Here is a 17,470-nt window from a genome sequence, read left to right on the forward strand (position 1 = left end):
TTTTTTATAAATTTTCCGAAAAATTTTCATTAATTGAAAATTCGCATTTTAACATTGCTTTTTTTAAAGATTGTTTAAAAATAAGTTTATAAAATTTTATATTTGCAAAACTTTGGAACAGAAAACTATTCACAACGTTTTTAGCTTATACGATTCTTCAGATTTCGTACAGAAGCTTATTGTCAATTTTAAAAATAATCCACAGCATAAAGTCAATATCAAAGGTTTTTTAGGTTCAGGATTGAGCATTATAACTGGTCATTTATATGATCGTGTTGCGCGTCCTACGATTCTAATTTTTGATGATAAAGAAGAAGCGGCTTATGTGTTAAATGATTTGGAAACTTTGTTTGATAAAGAACAAATTCTATTTTTTCCGTCTTCTTATAAGCGTCCTTACGAAATTGAGGAAGTAAATAATGCAAATGTTGTTATTAGAACAGAGGTTTTAAATGTATTATCGCATTCGAAACGCCCAAAAATTGTGGTGACATATGCGGAAGCCTTGTCTGAAAAAGTAGTGACAAAAAAAGCGCTTTCTACGAATACACTTAAAGTGAAGGTTGGAAATGATTTAGGAATTGATTTCTTAACGGAGGTTTTATCTTCTTATAATTTTCATCGTGTTGATTTTGTTTCTGAACCGGGAGAATTCTCGATTCGTGGTGGAATTATAGATGTTTTTTCGTTTTCGAATGAGCATCCTTATCGAATTTCGTTGTTTGGTGATGAGGTGGAAACCATCAGAACGTTTGATATCGAGAATCAATTGTCCATTGCAACGACAAAAGAAATTACGATTATTCCAAATCTTGAGAGTAAATCGATTAACGAAAAACGAGAAAGTTTCTTAGAATATATTTCGAAAGATAGTTTAGTTATCGCGAAAAATATTTCTGTTTTAGCGAAACAAATCACCAAGAATTTTGAACAAGCGGAAGTTGCTTTTTCAGAATTGAAAGGAGAAATTAAACAAGCAGAACCGAATCATTTATTTTTGAATGAGAATGCATTTCTTCAACAAATTTCATCTTATGGAGTTATTGAATGTTCCATGAAATCTTATTTTGAAACAGTTGAAGAAATAGAATCACCATTCAAACCTCAACCAAGTTTTAATAAGCAATTCGAGTTATTAATTGATGATTTGAATGAGCATAAAGCCGAAGGTTTCAAAAATGCACTGATTTGTTCCAATGAAAATCAAATCAAACGTTTCGAAGAAATTTTTGATGATATCGGAAAAGAAGTTTCATATATTCCCGTTTTGGGATCTATTTATCAAGGTTTTATTGACGAAGAAATCAAATTAACGTGTTATACAGATCACCAGATTTTTGGTCGATATCATAAATTCAATCTTCGAAATTCATTTTCCAAAAAAGAAGCGATTACGCTAAAGGAAATCAATTCGTTGCAAGTTGGAGATTTTGTGACTCATATAGATTATGGGATCGGAAAATTTGCAGGTTTGGTACGATTGAATAATAATGGCGTAACGCAAGAATCAATCAAATTGATTTATCAAAATAATGATATTCTGTATGTTAATATTCATTCGTTGCATAAAATTGCAAAGTTTAGAGGAAAAGATGGCGCTGAGCCAAAAATTTCAAAACTTGGATCTCCAGCTTGGAAAAATTTAAAGAATAAAACCAAAGCTAAAGTAAAAGAAATTGCTTTCGATTTGATTAAATTATATGCGAAACGCCGTGCCAGAAAAGGTTTTGCGTATTCGCCTGATACGTATTTGCAAAATGAGTTGGAAGCATCTTTTATTTATGAAGATACGCCCGATCAGTACAAAGCGACGCAAGATGTAAAAACGGATATGGAATCTGAACGCCCAATGGATCGTTTGGTTTGTGGAGATGTTGGTTTCGGGAAAACAGAGGTTGCGATTCGTGCGGCGATGAAAGCAGCTGTTGATGGAAAACAAGTTGCTGTTTTAGTGCCAACAACGATTTTAGCTTTTCAACATTTCAAGACATTTTCAGAGCGTTTACGAGATTTGCCTGTGAAAGTTGCTTATCTCAATCGATTTGTAACAGGAGCAAAGAAAAAAGCTGTTTTAGATGGTTTAAAATCTGGTCAAGTTGATATTGTGATAGGAACGCATCAATTGGTTAATCCAAAAATTGAATACAAAGATTTGGGATTATTAATTGTGGATGAGGAACACAAATTTGGTGTTGGTGTAAAAGATAAATTGAAAACACTTCGCGAAAATATTGATACATTAACCTTGACTGCGACGCCAATTCCGCGTACACTTCAATTCTCGTTGATGGCTGCGCGTGATTTATCGGTTATCAAAACTCCTCCACCAAATAGACAACCTGTCGATACGCAATTGGTTGGTTTTAATGAAGAGATTTTCCGTGATGCGATTATGTATGAAATGCAACGTGGTGGACAAGTTTATATCATTCACAATCGTGTGCAATCGTTAAAAGATATTGCTGGAATGGTACAACGATTAGTTCCTGATGCGAGTGTGGCGATTGGTCATGGACAAATGGATGGGAAAGAATTAGAAGCCGTTTTACTCGATTTTATTGATGGTCGATATGATGTTTTTGTGTCAACAACTATTATCGAATCTGGTTTAGATGTTCCGAATGCGAATACGATTTTAATTAATGATGCGCAGAATTTCGGTTTGGCAGATTTGCATCAAATGCGTGGACGTGTTGGTCGTAGTAACCGCAAAGCGTTTTGTTATTTGGTTGCGCCACCACTTTCGGTTTTAACGGACGAAGCGCGTAAACGTTTGCAAGCAATTGAGCAGTTTTCTGATTTAGGATCAGGATTCAATATTGCGATGAAAGATTTAGAAATTCGTGGAGCTGGAAATCTTTTAGGTGCTGAACAAACAGGATTTATGATGGATATTGGATTCGAAACGTATCAAAAAATCTTGAATGAAGCGATAGAAGAATTGAAAGAAACGGATTTCAAAGATTTGTTCGAAGATCAAAAATCGGAAGAAGTAAAATCGTATGTGTCGGATGTGCAAATTGATTCGGATTTACAAATTATGTTCCCAGACGAATACATTGAAAGTTCGGAAGAGCGTTTATTGCTGTACAAAGAATTAGCTGATGTCGAAACTGAAACAGATTTACAAACGTTTAAAAATAATTTGATTGACCGCTTTGGAAAATTACCAATTGAAGCCGAAAATTTATTGGAATCAATTCAACTGAAATGGATCAGTAAAAAATTAGGTTTCGAACGTTTGGTGATGAAAAATGGTGTTTTATTGGCTTATTTTATTAATAAACCACAAAGCGAATTTTATCAGTCAGATGAATTTAGATTAATTTTAAATTACGTTCAAAATAACCCTAAAAACATCAGTTTTAAGGAAAAATCACCCAAAAAAGGAGAAGAGTACCCAACATTGTTAGTACGATTTGAACATATTAAAACTGTGAATGAAGCACTACAAGGTCTACAAAATTTATTAATTCATTAACTTTTTTAAGTTTTAATTAGTAATCTAATAAAATACATAGGGAGAATTGACCAAGTTGTTAGTTCTCCTTTTTTTATTCAATTATCAAACTTCCGATATAAATAAATAATATATAATTTATCATATAAAGAAATGTAACTAGCTGAAAACTAATTTACATAAATAATATGATATTTTATTATTATTTTTATCGATAAAATATTAGTTGGAAAAATAGTAAAGTAGTTATGGAAACAGCATCAAGTTATATTCCTATTCTCATTCTTTTTGTGATTGCTTTTGCGTTTGTAGCGGGTACTATCGTTGCGACACATTTTCTTGGGCCATCGAGAAAGACAGACGAAAAATTAGAGAATTTCGAGTCTGGGATTGAGAAAGTTGGAAATGCAAGACAGCCATTTGCAATTAAATACTTCTTAGTAGCCATTTTATTCGTGTTATTCGACGTAGAGGTAATCTTCTTTTACCCGTATGCAGCGAATTTTAAAGAGTTAGGTTGGGAAGGTTTTGCAGCAGTTGTAACATTCGTTGGATTATTCTTTGTGATGTACTTGTATGTACGCAAAAAAGGAGCTCTTAATTGGGAAAAATAGAGCGATTAAAATTCTAAAATAATAGTATAATGATTCATAATAAAAGACCAGTAACACACAATACCAATGTGAAGATTGTAGAGTCTCCAGGAGGTTTTGAAGGTGAAGGTTTTATGGCGATGCAACTATCAAAAGTAGTTGGATTAGCGCGTAAAAACTCTATTTGGCCTTTACCATTTGCGACAAGTTGTTGCGGAATCGAGTTTATGGCGACTATGGGTTCGACATACGATTTGGCACGTTTTGGATCTGAGCGTTTGGCTTTTACGCCTCGTCAGTGCGATTTGTTGATGGTAATGGGTACAATTTCTAAAAAAATGGCACCAGTTCTGAAGCAAGTTTACATCCAAATGGCAGAACCTCGTTGGGTGATTGCTGTTGGCGCTTGTGCAAGTTCGGGAGGAATTTTTGATACATATTCGGTCTTACAAGGAATTGATGAAGTAATTCCAGTAGACGTATATGTGCCAGGTTGTCCGCCTCGTCCAGAAGCAATTATCGATGGTGTAATGCGTATTCAGGAGTTGGTAGAGAGCGAAAGTGTTCGTCGCAGAAGTAGCGAAGAATATCAACAACTTTTAGCAAGTTATGGAATTAAATAAGTTGAAATAATGGACAATTCATTTATAAAAGACCGTTTGGTTCAGAAGTTTCAAGAAAATATATACGGATACGAAGAGCATTTCGGTGTATTGACTTTATACGCTAACAAAGATTTCAATCTAAAGATTTTACAATATTTATATGATGATGAGCAATTATCTTTCAAATTTTTGAAGGATTTAACTGCTATTCATTATCCTAATAATGTTGGAGAAGAATTGGTTGTAACCTATTTAGTTTATAATCTATATGAAGGAGTTGAGGTTCGATTAAAATTTGCTTTACCAATCGAAAAACCTTCGATTTTTACCGCAACTAAATTATTCGAAACAGCTAACTGGTTAGAGCGCGAGGCGTATGATTTCTATGGAGTTGATTTTGTAGGACATCCAAATTTAATTCGTGTCATGAATGTTCCAGAAATGGATTATCATCCGTTACGCAAAGAGTTCCCATTAGAGGATCAAACACGTAAAGACAAAGACGACGATATGTTTGGTCGTGGTGGAGATTTCAATTATGGAGGTTTTAATGTAAAAGCAAATTAACCATGGGAAAAGAGAAAACTAAAAAATTAAAGCATCTTGATCTTCCAGATGGTTCGTTAGAAAAAAGCACAATTACCTTAAACTTAGGACCTACGCATCCTGCAACACATGGGGTGTTTCAAAATATTTTAGAGATTGATGGTGAAATCATCAAATCTGCGGTTCCTACAGTTGGGTATATTCACCGTGCTTTTGAGAAAATTGCTGAACGCAAACCTTTGTACCAAATTACACCTTTAACAGACCGATTGAACTATTGTTCGGCGCCTTTAAATAACTTAGGTTGGCACATGACAGTTGAGAAATTCGTTGGAATTGAAGTTCCAAAACGTGTTTCTTATTTGCGTGTTATCATTATGGAATTGGCTCGTATGGCAGATCATATCGTATGTAATTCGATTATGGGAGTTGATACAGGAGCATTTACAGGATTCCTTTATATGATGAAATATCGTGAGTTGATTTATGAGATTTACGAAGAAATTTGTGGTTCTCGTTTAACAACAAATATTGGTCGTATCGGAGGTTTCGAACGTGATTTTTCTGAAGTTGCATGGACAAAAATCCATCGTTTCGTGAGAGAGTTTCCAGATGTCTTAACAGAGTTTGAAAACTTATTTTTACGTAACCGTATTTTTATGGATCGTACACAAGGAGTTGGAGGAATTTCGGCTGAGCGTGCATTAAATTATGGTTTCACAGGACCAAATTTACGTGCGGCTGGTGTAGATTATGATGTTCGTGTTGCGAAACCATATTCTCGTTACGAAGAATTCGAATTCGATATTCCAGTTGGTACAACGGGAGATTGTTACGATAGATTCTTAGTTCGTGGTCAAGAAATGTGGCAAAGTTTAAGCATCATCAAACAAGCAATTGCAAAGATTGATGCATTAGAAGGAGAAGAAGCAACGCAATATCATGCTGATGCTCCAGACTTCTATTTACCACTAAAGAAAGATGTTTACACAAAAATGGAAGCGTTAATCTATCACTTCAAAATTATTATGGGAGAAGTAGATATGCCAAAAGGAGAAATTTATAATTCAATAGAAGCTGCAAATGGTGAGTTGGGTTATTATTTCGTTTCTGATGGTGGACGTTCGCCATACCGTTTACATTTCCGTAGACCTTGTTTCATTTATTATCAAGCTTATCCAGAATTGATCGAAGGATCAATGATTTCAGATGCCATTATTACAATGAGTAGTTTGAATTTGATCGCTGGAGAATTAGATGCTTAATAAAAATTATTAAAAATGGCAATTCAATTTTCAGAAGAGACACAACAAAAAGTAGATAAAATCATTGCACGTTATCCAGAGGATAAAAAACAAAGTGCATTGATTCCTTTGCTTCATGTGGCACAAGCTGAGTTTGGTGGTTGGTTAGATACACCTCATTTAGATTATGTTGCAGAAGTATTGAATATTTTACCAGTAGAAGTTTACGAAGTAGCTTCATTTTATTCGATGTTTAACTTAAATCCTGTAGGGAAATTTGTGTTAGAAGTTTGTCAAACAGGACCTTGTATGTTAAGAGGTTCAGACAAAATTATCGAACACATCAAAACAAAATTAAATATCGAAGCTGGTGGAACTTCGGCAGATGGTTTATTTACATTAAAACCAGCCGAATGTTTAGGAGCATGTGGTTACGCACCAATGTTACAGTTAGGAAAAACATATCGTGAGAATTTAACGATCGAGAAAGTAGACGAATTAATCGAGGAATTGAAAAAATTAGCATAATGGGACAAAAATTACTGTTAAAAAATATTGATGTTCCAGGTATTCGTCATTACCAAGCTTACCGCGAAAACGGTGGTTATGCAAATGCTGAGAAAGCATTTAAAATGACAACGGATGAAATCTTAGAAGAAGTAAAAACTTCAGGTTTAAGAGGTCGTGGTGGTGCAGGTTTTCCAACTGGAATGAAATGGAGCTTTTTGGCAAAGCCAGAAGGTGTTCCAAGACACTTAGTGGTAAATGCAGACGAATCTGAACCAGGAACGTTCAAAGACCGTTTCTTGATGGAATATATTCCTCATTTATTAATTGAAGGAGTTTTGATTTCATCATTCTGTTTAGGTTCTAATACATCATTTATTTATATCCGTGGAGAATATGCGTGGGTTGCAGAAATTTTAGAAGAAGCAATCGACGAAGCAAAAGCTGCTGGTTGGTTAGGTAAAAACATTCAAGGAACAGGTTTCGATTGCGAAATTTATGTTCAACGTGGAGGTGGAGCTTATATCTGTGGTGAGGAAACGGCATTGTTAGAATCGTTAGAGGGTAAACGTGGAAATCCACGTCTTAAACCACCTTTCCCAGCTGTTAAAGGTTTATGGGGAAGACCAACGGTTGTAAATAATGTAGAAACAATTGCTGCAATTGTTCCAATTATTGAAATTGGAGGAGAAGCGTATTCTAAAATTGGAGTTGGACGTTCTACAGGAACAAAATTAATTTCAGCTTGTGGTAATATTAATAAACCAGGCGTTTATGAAATTGATATGACAATTACGGTTGAAGAATTTATTTATTCAGACGAATATTGTGGAGGTATTCCAAACGGAAAACGTCTTAAAGCATGTATTCCTGGAGGAAGTTCTGTGCCAATTGTTCCAGCAAACTTATTGTTAAAAACTGCCGAAGGTAAACCTCGTTACATGAATTACGAAAGTTTATCAGAAGGAGGTTTCCAAACAGGAACAATGATGGGTTCTGGAGGATTTATTGTTTTAGATGAAGATCAAGATGTTGTTTATCATACGTATACATTAGCTCGTTTCTATCGTCACGAATCGTGTGGACAATGTTCACCATGTCGTGAAGGAACAGGTTGGATGGAGAAAATATTGAAAAGAATCGATGAAGGAAAAGGAAAAATGTCTGACATCGAATTGTTATGGGATGTTCAACGTAAAATCGAAGGAAATACAATTTGTCCATTAGGAGATGCAGCGGCTTGGCCAGTAGCAGCGGCAATTCGTCACTTCCGTGATGAGTTTGAATGGCATATTAATAATCCGGAAGAATGTTTGATGCGTAATTTTGGTTTAGCACATTATGCTGATCCAATCGAAATTAAAGAAACCGCAAATTAATACGAAGATGGCAGAAGAAACACCATTATTTAAAGTTACTATCGATAACGAAACGATTGAAGTACCTGCGGGAACAACGATCCTTCAAGCCGCTCGTATGATTGGTAAAGAAGTAGCACCTCCAGCGATGTGTTACTACGGTAAATTAGAAAATACAGGAGGAAACTGTAGAACATGTTTGGTAGAAGTATCAAAAGGTAGTGAAGCAGATCCTCGCCCAATGCCAAAATTGGTTCCGTCTTGTCGTACAACAGTTATGGATGGAATGGTTGTAGGCAATAAAACGTCTGAGCGTACAGTTGAGGCACGTAAAGGTATTGTTGAATTATTATTAATCAACCATCCTTTAGATTGTCCAGTATGTGATCAGGCAGGAGAATGTAAATTACAAGATTTAAGTTACGAACACGGAGCAGAAGCGACGCGTTACGAATTTGATCGTCGTACATTCCCTAAAGAAGATTTAGGTCCAAATATTCAGTTGAACATGAACCGATGCATTTTGTGTTATCGTTGTGTAAAAACTGCGGATCAAATCACAGGTTGTCGTGAGCATGGCGTAATGAATCGTGGAGATCACGCTGAAATTTCAACGCATATCAACAAAAGTTTAGATAACGAATTCATTGGAAATATTATTGATGTTTGTCCAGTAGGAGCATTAACAGATAAAACGTTCCGCTTCAAAAATCGTGTTTGGTTCTTGAAACCAGTTGATGCGCATCGCGATTGTCCGACTTGTTCTGGTAAAGCACAAGTGTGGTTCCGTGGGAATGAAGTTTTCCGTGTAACAGCTCGCAAAGATGAATTTAACGAAGTAAAAGATTGGATTTGTAACACATGTCGTTTCGATAAAAAAGATATCAACGATTGGACGTTAGAAAAACCATCAGAAATTTCTAAAGATTCTGTTGTTCGTCAAGGTCATTACTTTGAGAATAAAGTGGAGCCAAAAGAAACACTTCCGAAAGTTATCAAACGCGATCCAAAGATTTTATTAGATATTCACTCGGTTTCAAAAGTAAATGAACCAAATCGTGATTTATCAAAAATTGATGGACCAGCAACAAGTAAAGATTTTAAAGATTAATCATTCGTAAATAAAATTAACAAAAATGACAGAAGAATTTATTGCTGATGCATTAGAAAAGTTAGCTTTAGTAGGCGTAATGATTGGTTTTGCATTAGTTGTTGCCATGTACTCTACTTGGGCTGAGCGTAAAGTTGCAGCATTCTTACAAGATCGTATCGGACCAAACCGTGCAGGTATTTTTGGTTTATTACAACCTCTTGCCGATGGTTTAAAATTATTCTCGAAAGAGGAAATTACACCAAAAGATTCGAATAAATTTTTATTCATCTTAGGTCCATCTTTGGCAATGATTGTAGCTTGTATGACAGGTGCGGTTATTCCATGGTCGACAGCTTTCGAGATTGGAGATCGTGTAGTTGTTCCTCAAATTGCAGATGTTAACATCGGATTTTTATACATTTTAGGTGTGTTAAGTTTAGGTGTTTATGGAATTATGATCGGTGCTTGGGCATCGAACAACAAATACTCTTTAATGGGAGGTTTGCGTGCAGCTTCGCAGATTATTTCGTACGAATTACCAATGGGAATTGTGTTAATCACAATTTTGATGATGACAGGTTCTCTAAAATTGAGTGATATTGTACATTATCAACAAGAACATGCATGGTTTATCTTATTACAACCATTAGGATTTATCATTTTCTTGGTGTGTTCGTTTGCAGAAACTAACCGTACTCCGTTCGATTTACCAGAAGCAGAAAATGAATTAATTGGAGGTTATCACTCAGAATATTCTTCGATGAAGATGGGATTCTTCTTATTTGCAGAATACATCAACATGTTTATCAGTTCTGTGGTAATTTCTACCATCTATTTTGGTGGATACGATATCCCATTTGTAGACGATGCAACATTAGTAAACTCTATCGGAGTGAATGGAACGGCAATTCTTAATTTCCTTTCATTATTCGGTAAAGCTTGTTTCTTCATCTTCTTCTATATGTGGGTGCGTTGGACAATTCCTCGTTTCAGATATGACCAATTAATGGATTTAGGTTGGAAAAAATTATTGCCTTTAGCATTAATCAATATGTTAATTACAGGCTTAGTGATTTTATTATTAAACAAGTAGAATCATCAAAATCATTAAAAGTATGAAACCAATTACAAATAGAGTAAAACAAGTAGAACGTAAACCCCTTACTTTTTGGGAAAGTATCTATTTGATTTCTATCGCAAAAGGGTTGATGATTACATTGAAGCACTTCTTTTCGAAGAAAGCAACAATTAGTTATCCAGAAAAACAAAGACCGTTTAGTCCTGTATTTAGAGGATTACACGTTTTGAATAGAGACGAAGAAGATCGCGAAAATTGTACGGCTTGTGGACTTTGTGCTTTGGCTTGTCCAGCAGAAGCGATTACAATGGAAGCGGCAGAAAGACTTCCTGGTGAAGAAAACCTTTACCGTGAAGAAAAGTATGCAGCGAAATATGAAATTAACATGTTACGTTGTATTTTCTGTGGATTCTGTGAAGAAGCTTGTCCAAAAGATGCTGTTTATTTATCGCAAACAGTTCCACCAGCAAGTTTCAAACGTCAAAACTTTATCTATTCGAAAGAAGATTTATTAATCCCGAAAAAAGCTACAAATTAATGGAATTACCTATCATTTTATTCTATGTTTTGTCGAGCTTAACGGTGTTAAGTGCGCTACTAATGGTGTTCAGTAAAAATCCTGTACATTCCATTTTATATTTAATCGTAACATTCTTCTGCATCAGCGGACATTATGTATTGCTAAACGCACAGTTTTTGGCAATTGTAAATGTCATTGTCTATGCCGGAGCAATTATGGTATTGTTCTTATTCGTGGTGATGTTGATGAACTTGAATAGTGAAAAGAAATCATTTGGTCGACCAGCAAAAATAGTAGCAGCGAGTTTAATCTCTTTGTTATTTGTTGCCTTGACAATTGGTATTTTCTCACAAAATCAAGCTTCTGCAAACACAGCTGTAGAAATGGGAACAGGTGATTTAGGATTGATTCACAACTTAGGATCATTGTTATATTCAGAATATGTTTTACCATTCGAGTTGAGCAGTATTTTGTTTATTTCTGCAATGATTGGAGCGGTGATGTTATCGAAAAAGGACGAAGAATTATTGGATTAAATATAAAAAGTAAAAGATGTTACCAATCAGTTATTATATTACTTTATCATTAATCCTATTCGGAATAGGAATGGCAGGTGTTATGCTACGTCGTAACGCAATTGTCATTTTTATGTGTATAGAATTGATGTTAAATTCTGTGAATTTGTTGTTAGTAGCGTTCTCAAAAATGCACTATCACGCAAATTCAGTATTAGAAAAAGGAACAGATGCACAACTTTTAGTATTCTTTATTATGGTTGTAGCCGCAGCTGAGGTTGCTGTAGGATTATCAGTAATAATTTTATTGTTCCGAAAAGTATACTCGGTAGATATTAATGTGTTAAATCGTTTAAAAGGTTAAGAATGGAGCAGTATATATGGTTAATTCCTTTGATTCCATTCATAGGATTTTTGATTAACGGTTTAGGACGAAATGTACTTTCAAAAAGCTTAGTTACTTTCATCGGAAGTGGAGCAGTTTTGGCAAGTTTCATTTTATCAATCATGGTTTTTATGTCAGTTCCATCAGGAGCAGATGCACAACCATTAATTTTTAAGGCATTTGATATTATCAATATTCCAACTTTACAAGTTCCGTTTGCATTTCAAATTGATGCATTAACGAGTTTGTTTTTGTTAATTATTACAGGAGTTGGATTTTTAATTCACGTGTACAGCTCGGCTTACATGAGCGAAGACAAAGGATTTGCAAAATTCTTTTCTTACCTAAATTTATTCATCTTCTTCATGTTGATTCTTGTAATGGGAAACAACTTTGTGATGATGTTTATTGGATGGGAAGGGGTTGGACTTTGTTCATTCTTATTAATTGGTTTTTGGTTTACAAATCCAGAATATATCAAAGCAGCAAAGAAAGCTTTCATCATGAACCGTATCGGAGATGTTGGATTCTTATTGGCGATGTTTTGGATTTTCAAAGAATTTGGAACGTTAGAATATGTAAAAGTATTCAGCCAATTAGCAATTGATCCATCTGCATTTACAGGTTTTGTATTGACAGGAATTACATTATTGTTATTTTTAGCAGCAACAGGTAAATCGGCTCAATTACCATTATTCACATGGTTACCAGACGCGATGGCAGGACCAACGCCAGTTTCAGCACTTATTCACGCTGCAACAATGGTAACAGCAGGTATCTTTATGATTACACGTTGTAACGAATTATTTTCGGCAGCACCAATCACATTACAAGTTATTCAGTACGTAGGAATTGCAACAGCTTTTGTTACTGCAACGATTGCAATGCGTCAAAACGATATCAAAAAAGTATTGGCTTATTCTACAGTTTCTCAATTAGGATTAATGTTCGCAGCAATTGGATCTGGAGCGTATATCGCAGCAGTTTTCCACGTAATGACGCATGCATTTTTCAAAGCATTATTATTCTTAGGGGCAGGTTCTGTAATTCACGGAATGCACCACGAGCAAGATATGCGCAAAATGGGAGGTTTGAGCAAATACATGAAAATTACACATATCACTTTCTTGATTGGATGTTTGGCAATCGCTGGTATTCCAGGTTTATCAGGTTTCTTCTCGAAAGACGAAATGTTATTAGGAATGTTTGTTTCTAATCCAGTTGTTTACGGAATCGGATTTATCGTTTCTGTGATGACAGCATTCTATATGTTCCGTTTATATGCAATGACTTTCTTAGGAGATTTAAGAGATAAAGAAGCTCATCCGCATGAAAGTCCAGCTGCAATGACAATTCCATTAATCATCTTAGCAGTTCTTTCTGTTTTTGCAGGTTATATCGGAATTCCAGCGTTGTTTATGCAAGACGGACATAAACTTCAAACTTTCTTAAGTGGAGTTGTATCAATCGGAGAAGCTCATCATGTTTCTCATGCAACAGAATGGATGATGATGGGAGCTTTATTACTTTGTGTACTTGGTGCAATTTATTATGCAATCAAGAAATACACAAACCATGTAGATGGTGAAGCAACAGGAATTGCAAAATTCTTTGAAGACAAATGGTACATCGACGAGTTATATGACAATGCAATTGTAAAACCATTGTTCGAGTTGGGTGATGTCTTGAAAAAATATGTAGAAAAAGCAGGAATTGCAGCTTTTGTTTTAGGAGTTGGAACTGTTTCTGGTCGCGCATCAAAAAATGTACGTCAGCTACAAAACGGAAATGTAGGATTCTATATTATGCTAATGGTTGTAGGAATCGTGGCAGGTATCGCAATCTTTTTTATGGGGTATTTAATTTCAAAATAGGTTAGTAATGCTTTTATCTTTATTTATCATTTTACCATTAATAGTAGGAGTTTTTATGCTATTAATGCAAGGTCAAAAACCACAAAGATGGTTAGGAGCATTCGTTGGTGGAGCGTTGTTGGCGTTGTACTTGTTTATCACTTGCAAAGGTGGAAACAACGAGTTAACGTTTCAAACACAATGGTTCAATTTCAACAGCGTTAAAACTTATTTCGCGTTAAATGCTCAAGGTTTGGGAGGATTAATGATTCTATTAACTAACCTTACTTACTTAGCTCTTTTTGTTTATTTATCAACAACAAAACAAAAATATAGCAATACATTCTATGGATTATTGTTAATCACTTTAGCAGGATTAAACGGAGTTTTCTTAGCAGAAGATTTAATTTTATTCTATTTCTTCTGGGAAGTTGTCTTAATTCCGGTTTATTTCTTAATCGGATTATTTGGAATTGGAAAAGACAAAATTCGCGCAAATATGACATTCTTCTTATACACGATTTTAGGATCGATGTTTATGTTAGGAGGAATTATTTACATCGGATTTTTCTTACAACCAGCATCATTTTTATTAACAGATGTTGTACAAGTTACAGGACCGCATTATTCAACAAACACAGCGTTGGCATTGTTATTCTTAATCGCTTTTGTGATTAAAATTCCAATCTTTCCATTTCATACATGGCAACCAACAATCTATAAAACATCACCAACTCCATTAACAGTTGTACTTTCAGCTTTGATGGCGAAAATGGGATTATTTGCAGTGGTTACTTGGTATTTGGGAATGTTTCCAACGATTTCAGAATTGTTCAAATACATTACTTATTTAGCAATTTTCGGATTAGTTTATGCCTCGTTAATAGCTTTGAGTGCAAAAAATGTGAAGAAAATTATTGCATATAGCTCGATTGCTCACTTAGCTTTAATTTTTGTGTCATTATTTTCTGAATTAGCAAATGGTGTAGCAGGAGCTTATTTCCAAATGTTTTCACATGGTTTAGTTGTTTTAGGATTATGGTTATGTGTAGATATTATGGAAAGAAAATATGATTTGACAGACATCAAATCGATTGGTGGTTTAGCAAAAGTTGATCCAACATTATCTATCTTATTCATGATATTCGGTTTAGCAAACGTAGCATTACCATTGACAAGCTCATTCATCGGAGAGTTTATGATGCTTTCTGCATTATTTACACACAATCCAGTTTTATGTGTAGTAGCTTGTTTAGGTGTTATTTTATCTGCCGTTTATACGTTGAGATTATCAAGCGCATTATTGTTTGGAGAAGTGAAAAACATCAAACAAAAAGATGCTCAAAAAGGAGGTTTTGGACCAATTGCAGTTATTTCTGTAATCGCAATCATCGTGATTATTTTAGGAGTTTATCCAACACCAATTTTTAATTTATTAGCACATTAATCATTTTTGAATAAATAGATATGAATACGATTATTTTATCAGCACTTTCAGGTATTATTTTGATGTTTAGTGGATTCTACATCAAAAATAATCGTGCCTTAAATATACTTTCTGTTGTTCTGTTTTTCGGAATGATTGTAGGAGGAATTTTCGAATTGAAAGGTTGCTCAATGTTCGCAGGAAAATTCGATAATATGATTGGACAATCGCTTTACGGCGTTTCGTTCTTTATCGCATTGGCAGGATTGGCAATTTTTTACTTATTATTGAACAAAGATTTGTTTGGAAAAGTAGGAAAACACGTGGCAGAATATTATGCCTTAATTTTCTTCTCTTTTACAGGAATCGCAGTTTTAGCACAATTCCACAACTTAGTAATTATGTTCTTAGGAATCGAATTAATGTCAATTCCAATGTACATTATTGCAGGAACAAACAAAGAAAGTCTTAGAAGTACAGAAGCTTCTGTAAAATATTTCTTGATGGGAGCTTTCTCAACAGGAATTTTGATGTTAGGTGTAACATTTTTGTACGGCGCAACAGGAACTTTTATGGTTGATCAATTGGTAAACTATAACAAAGATTTCGAAACAATTTATTACGCAGGATGGTGTTTAATCATCTTCGCATTTTGTTTCAAAGTTTCTGCAGCACCGTTCCACGCATGGACACCAGACGTTTACGACGGAACACCAACTGTGTTTACATCGTTTATGTCGACAATCATCAAAGGAGGATCATTTTTAGGATTTATTTTAGTCCTAAAATCATTCCCAACAAATGTAGAATATGCCGAATATTACCGTTTATTATTCGCGTCAATTATCATTTTGACGTTATTTATCGGAAACTTCGGAGCAGTTTCTCAAAAATCTGTCAAACGTTTGATGGCTTATTCATCAATCGCGCAAGCAGGTTTCATGTTATTTGTTTTGTTCAATATCAATTCAGCTTCTAAAGAGGCTTTGATGTTCTATACGATTGCTTATTCAGTTGCGAACTTCATTATTTTCTATGCGATTGATCAATTCAAAAATCCAAAATTTGAGAGTTTCATTGGTTTAGGAAAAGCAAATCCAGTTTTAGCAGCAGCGATGACAATTTCATTAATTTCATTAGCAGGTATTCCATTAACAGGAGGTTTCTTTGCGAAATTTATGGCGTTGAGTATTGGAGGAACAAACGATAAAAACCTATTTTTGATTGTAATTGCATTGGTTATGGCAGTTTTGAGTATGTATTATTACTTCAAAATCATCAACTACATGTATTTCAAAAAAGGGAAAAACAAATTAAAAACACAAGACGGGTTAACAAATTTCCTTTTAATTATCGGAATGGTAATCTTAATTGTGATGGGAATTTTTCCAGGAATATTATCGTCATTTTTACAAACGCCAATGTGGTAATTGGAGAATGATTATTATATAGTTTTTTATTATTTATTATTTAAAAGCTCGTGTCAAGTACTTGACACGAGCTTTTTTTTATATGGGATTATTTTGCAAAGAGTGTAAACCCTAACTTATCAACAACACATTATTGATAAATAAAGTTAAAACCCATAAAATCATTTCGATAATCAATTTATCTTTAGAGTAAATCTTACGATTCTTCAGATGAAAAGTCAAGCGTTTAACTCAGTCAATTAGTTTCAACAATTAGCAGAAGAAATCAATAAAATGCAACAAGCATTTGCAGAAGGAAACATTAGTTCTTTAGATTTGTACCTAATGGAAGAGGAGGATGTATTGCAATACCTAAAAATTTGCAAAAGTACATTATACAATTACAGAAAGAAAAACCTTTTAAAAGCCTACAATTATTTTGGTCGAAACGTCTACTTAAGACACGAAGTTTACCAAGCAATAATCAATCAATTACTCAAATAAATCAAGAGGCTTTTAAGCCTCTTTTTATTTATAATAAATTTAATAATACTCAATAAGATCATCATTAAAGATAACAATTAACAACCAATTCTTTTTTTGAATCCTTTTTTAGACAAAAAAAGAGACAGAAGATTTAACCAAAAAGAAAAACTTCCCCGTTTGAAAGAGGTCAGGAGAGTGTAAATCAAATGTAAAACAAAACCACTACAACCACACAAACACCGAACAAACACCGAAGCGCTGCGGTACTTATCAACAGAACAACCACAGCACAACCACAGAAATATACAGACGAATACAAATAAGTACATTTCATTCCAAAGCATTGCAAATCATTCCAAATGTTTCCATTTGTATGCAATAATTGAATTAAT

The 17,470-nt window shown here is 34.4% G+C and carries 16 protein-coding genes; all 16 read left to right on the top strand.

What is annotated here, in order from left to right:
- The first annotated feature begins 112 nt into the window (after positions 1-112).
- The 16 genes from mfd (at position 113) to B3792_RS02485 (ending at position 17,096) form a co-directional block, all read left to right on the top strand.
- On the top strand, positions 113-3,481 hold the full coding sequence (gene mfd / locus B3792_RS02410; protein WP_291048853.1) for a transcription-repair coupling factor: 3,369 nt from the start codon (positions 113-115) through the stop codon (positions 3,479-3,481).
- Positions 3,482-3,708: 227 nt separating this feature from the next.
- A complete protein-coding gene (locus tag B3792_RS02415; protein ID WP_115002285.1) occupies positions 3,709-4,074 on the top strand; it encodes an NADH-quinone oxidoreductase subunit A in 366 nt (121 codons plus the stop codon).
- A 29-nt stretch (positions 4,075-4,103) separates the two neighbouring features.
- Positions 4,104-4,676: an NADH-quinone oxidoreductase subunit B gene (locus tag B3792_RS02420; RefSeq protein WP_038333376.1), complete on the top strand. Its 573-nt coding sequence runs from the start codon at positions 4,104-4,106 to the stop codon at positions 4,674-4,676.
- A 9-nt stretch (positions 4,677-4,685) separates the two neighbouring features.
- Positions 4,686-5,225 carry an NADH-quinone oxidoreductase subunit C gene (locus B3792_RS02425; protein WP_038333373.1) on the top strand — a complete coding sequence of 180 codons (540 nt, stop codon included), beginning with the start codon at positions 4,686-4,688 and terminating at the stop codon, positions 5,223-5,225.
- Between the two features lie 2 nt (positions 5,226-5,227).
- A complete protein-coding gene (locus tag B3792_RS02430; RefSeq protein WP_038333370.1) occupies positions 5,228-6,469 on the top strand; it encodes an NADH-quinone oxidoreductase subunit D in 1,242 nt (413 codons plus the stop codon).
- Between the two features lie 15 nt (positions 6,470-6,484).
- Complete coding sequence (gene nuoE / locus B3792_RS02435) at positions 6,485-6,976, top strand: complex I 24 kDa subunit family protein (protein WP_038333366.1); 492 nt, start codon at positions 6,485-6,487, stop codon at positions 6,974-6,976.
- On the top strand, positions 6,976-8,334 hold the full coding sequence (gene nuoF / locus B3792_RS02440) for an NADH-quinone oxidoreductase subunit NuoF (protein ID WP_291068781.1): 1,359 nt from the start codon (positions 6,976-6,978) through the stop codon (positions 8,332-8,334). Before nuoE ends, nuoF begins: the two co-directional genes overlap by 1 nt.
- 7 nt (positions 8,335-8,341) lie before the next feature.
- On the top strand, positions 8,342-9,424 hold the full coding sequence (locus B3792_RS02445; protein ID WP_260509568.1) for a 2Fe-2S iron-sulfur cluster-binding protein: 1,083 nt from the start codon (positions 8,342-8,344) through the stop codon (positions 9,422-9,424).
- Positions 9,425-9,449: 25 nt separating this feature from the next.
- A complete protein-coding gene (gene nuoH, locus B3792_RS02450; RefSeq protein WP_019974862.1) occupies positions 9,450-10,499 on the top strand; it encodes an NADH-quinone oxidoreductase subunit NuoH in 1,050 nt (349 codons plus the stop codon).
- Between the two features lie 22 nt (positions 10,500-10,521).
- Positions 10,522-11,022, top strand: a complete 501-nt coding sequence (gene nuoI, locus B3792_RS02455; protein WP_038333352.1) for an NADH-quinone oxidoreductase subunit NuoI — start codon at positions 10,522-10,524, stop codon at positions 11,020-11,022.
- Positions 11,022-11,540, top strand: coding sequence for an NADH-quinone oxidoreductase subunit J (locus tag B3792_RS02460; RefSeq protein WP_125348899.1), 519 nt, complete (start codon positions 11,022-11,024; stop codon positions 11,538-11,540). The genes nuoI and B3792_RS02460 overlap by 1 nt, the downstream gene beginning before the upstream one ends.
- Positions 11,541-11,556: 16 nt before the next feature.
- On the top strand, positions 11,557-11,883 hold the full coding sequence (nuoK, locus tag B3792_RS02465; protein WP_125348900.1) for an NADH-quinone oxidoreductase subunit NuoK: 327 nt from the start codon (positions 11,557-11,559) through the stop codon (positions 11,881-11,883).
- A gap of 2 nt (positions 11,884-11,885) precedes the next feature.
- Positions 11,886-13,778: an NADH-quinone oxidoreductase subunit L gene (gene nuoL / locus B3792_RS02470; protein WP_125348901.1), complete on the top strand. Its 1,893-nt coding sequence runs from the start codon at positions 11,886-11,888 to the stop codon at positions 13,776-13,778.
- A gap of 7 nt (positions 13,779-13,785) precedes the next feature.
- Positions 13,786-15,204, top strand: coding sequence for a complex I subunit 4 family protein (locus B3792_RS02475; protein WP_125348902.1), 1,419 nt, complete (start codon positions 13,786-13,788; stop codon positions 15,202-15,204).
- Between the two features lie 20 nt (positions 15,205-15,224).
- Complete coding sequence (locus B3792_RS02480) at positions 15,225-16,613, top strand: NADH-quinone oxidoreductase subunit N (RefSeq protein WP_286494973.1); 1,389 nt, start codon at positions 15,225-15,227, stop codon at positions 16,611-16,613.
- Positions 16,614-16,886: 273 nt separating this feature from the next.
- Complete coding sequence (locus B3792_RS02485; RefSeq protein WP_219034519.1) at positions 16,887-17,096, top strand: helix-turn-helix domain-containing protein; 210 nt, start codon at positions 16,887-16,889, stop codon at positions 17,094-17,096.
- Positions 17,097-17,470: the final 374 nt, after the last annotated feature.

This window comes from Empedobacter sp. UBA5924 (genome assembly GCF_002431085.1).
In the GTDB taxonomy this organism is placed as follows: Bacteria; Bacteroidota; Bacteroidia; order Flavobacteriales; family Weeksellaceae; genus Empedobacter; species Empedobacter falsenii_B.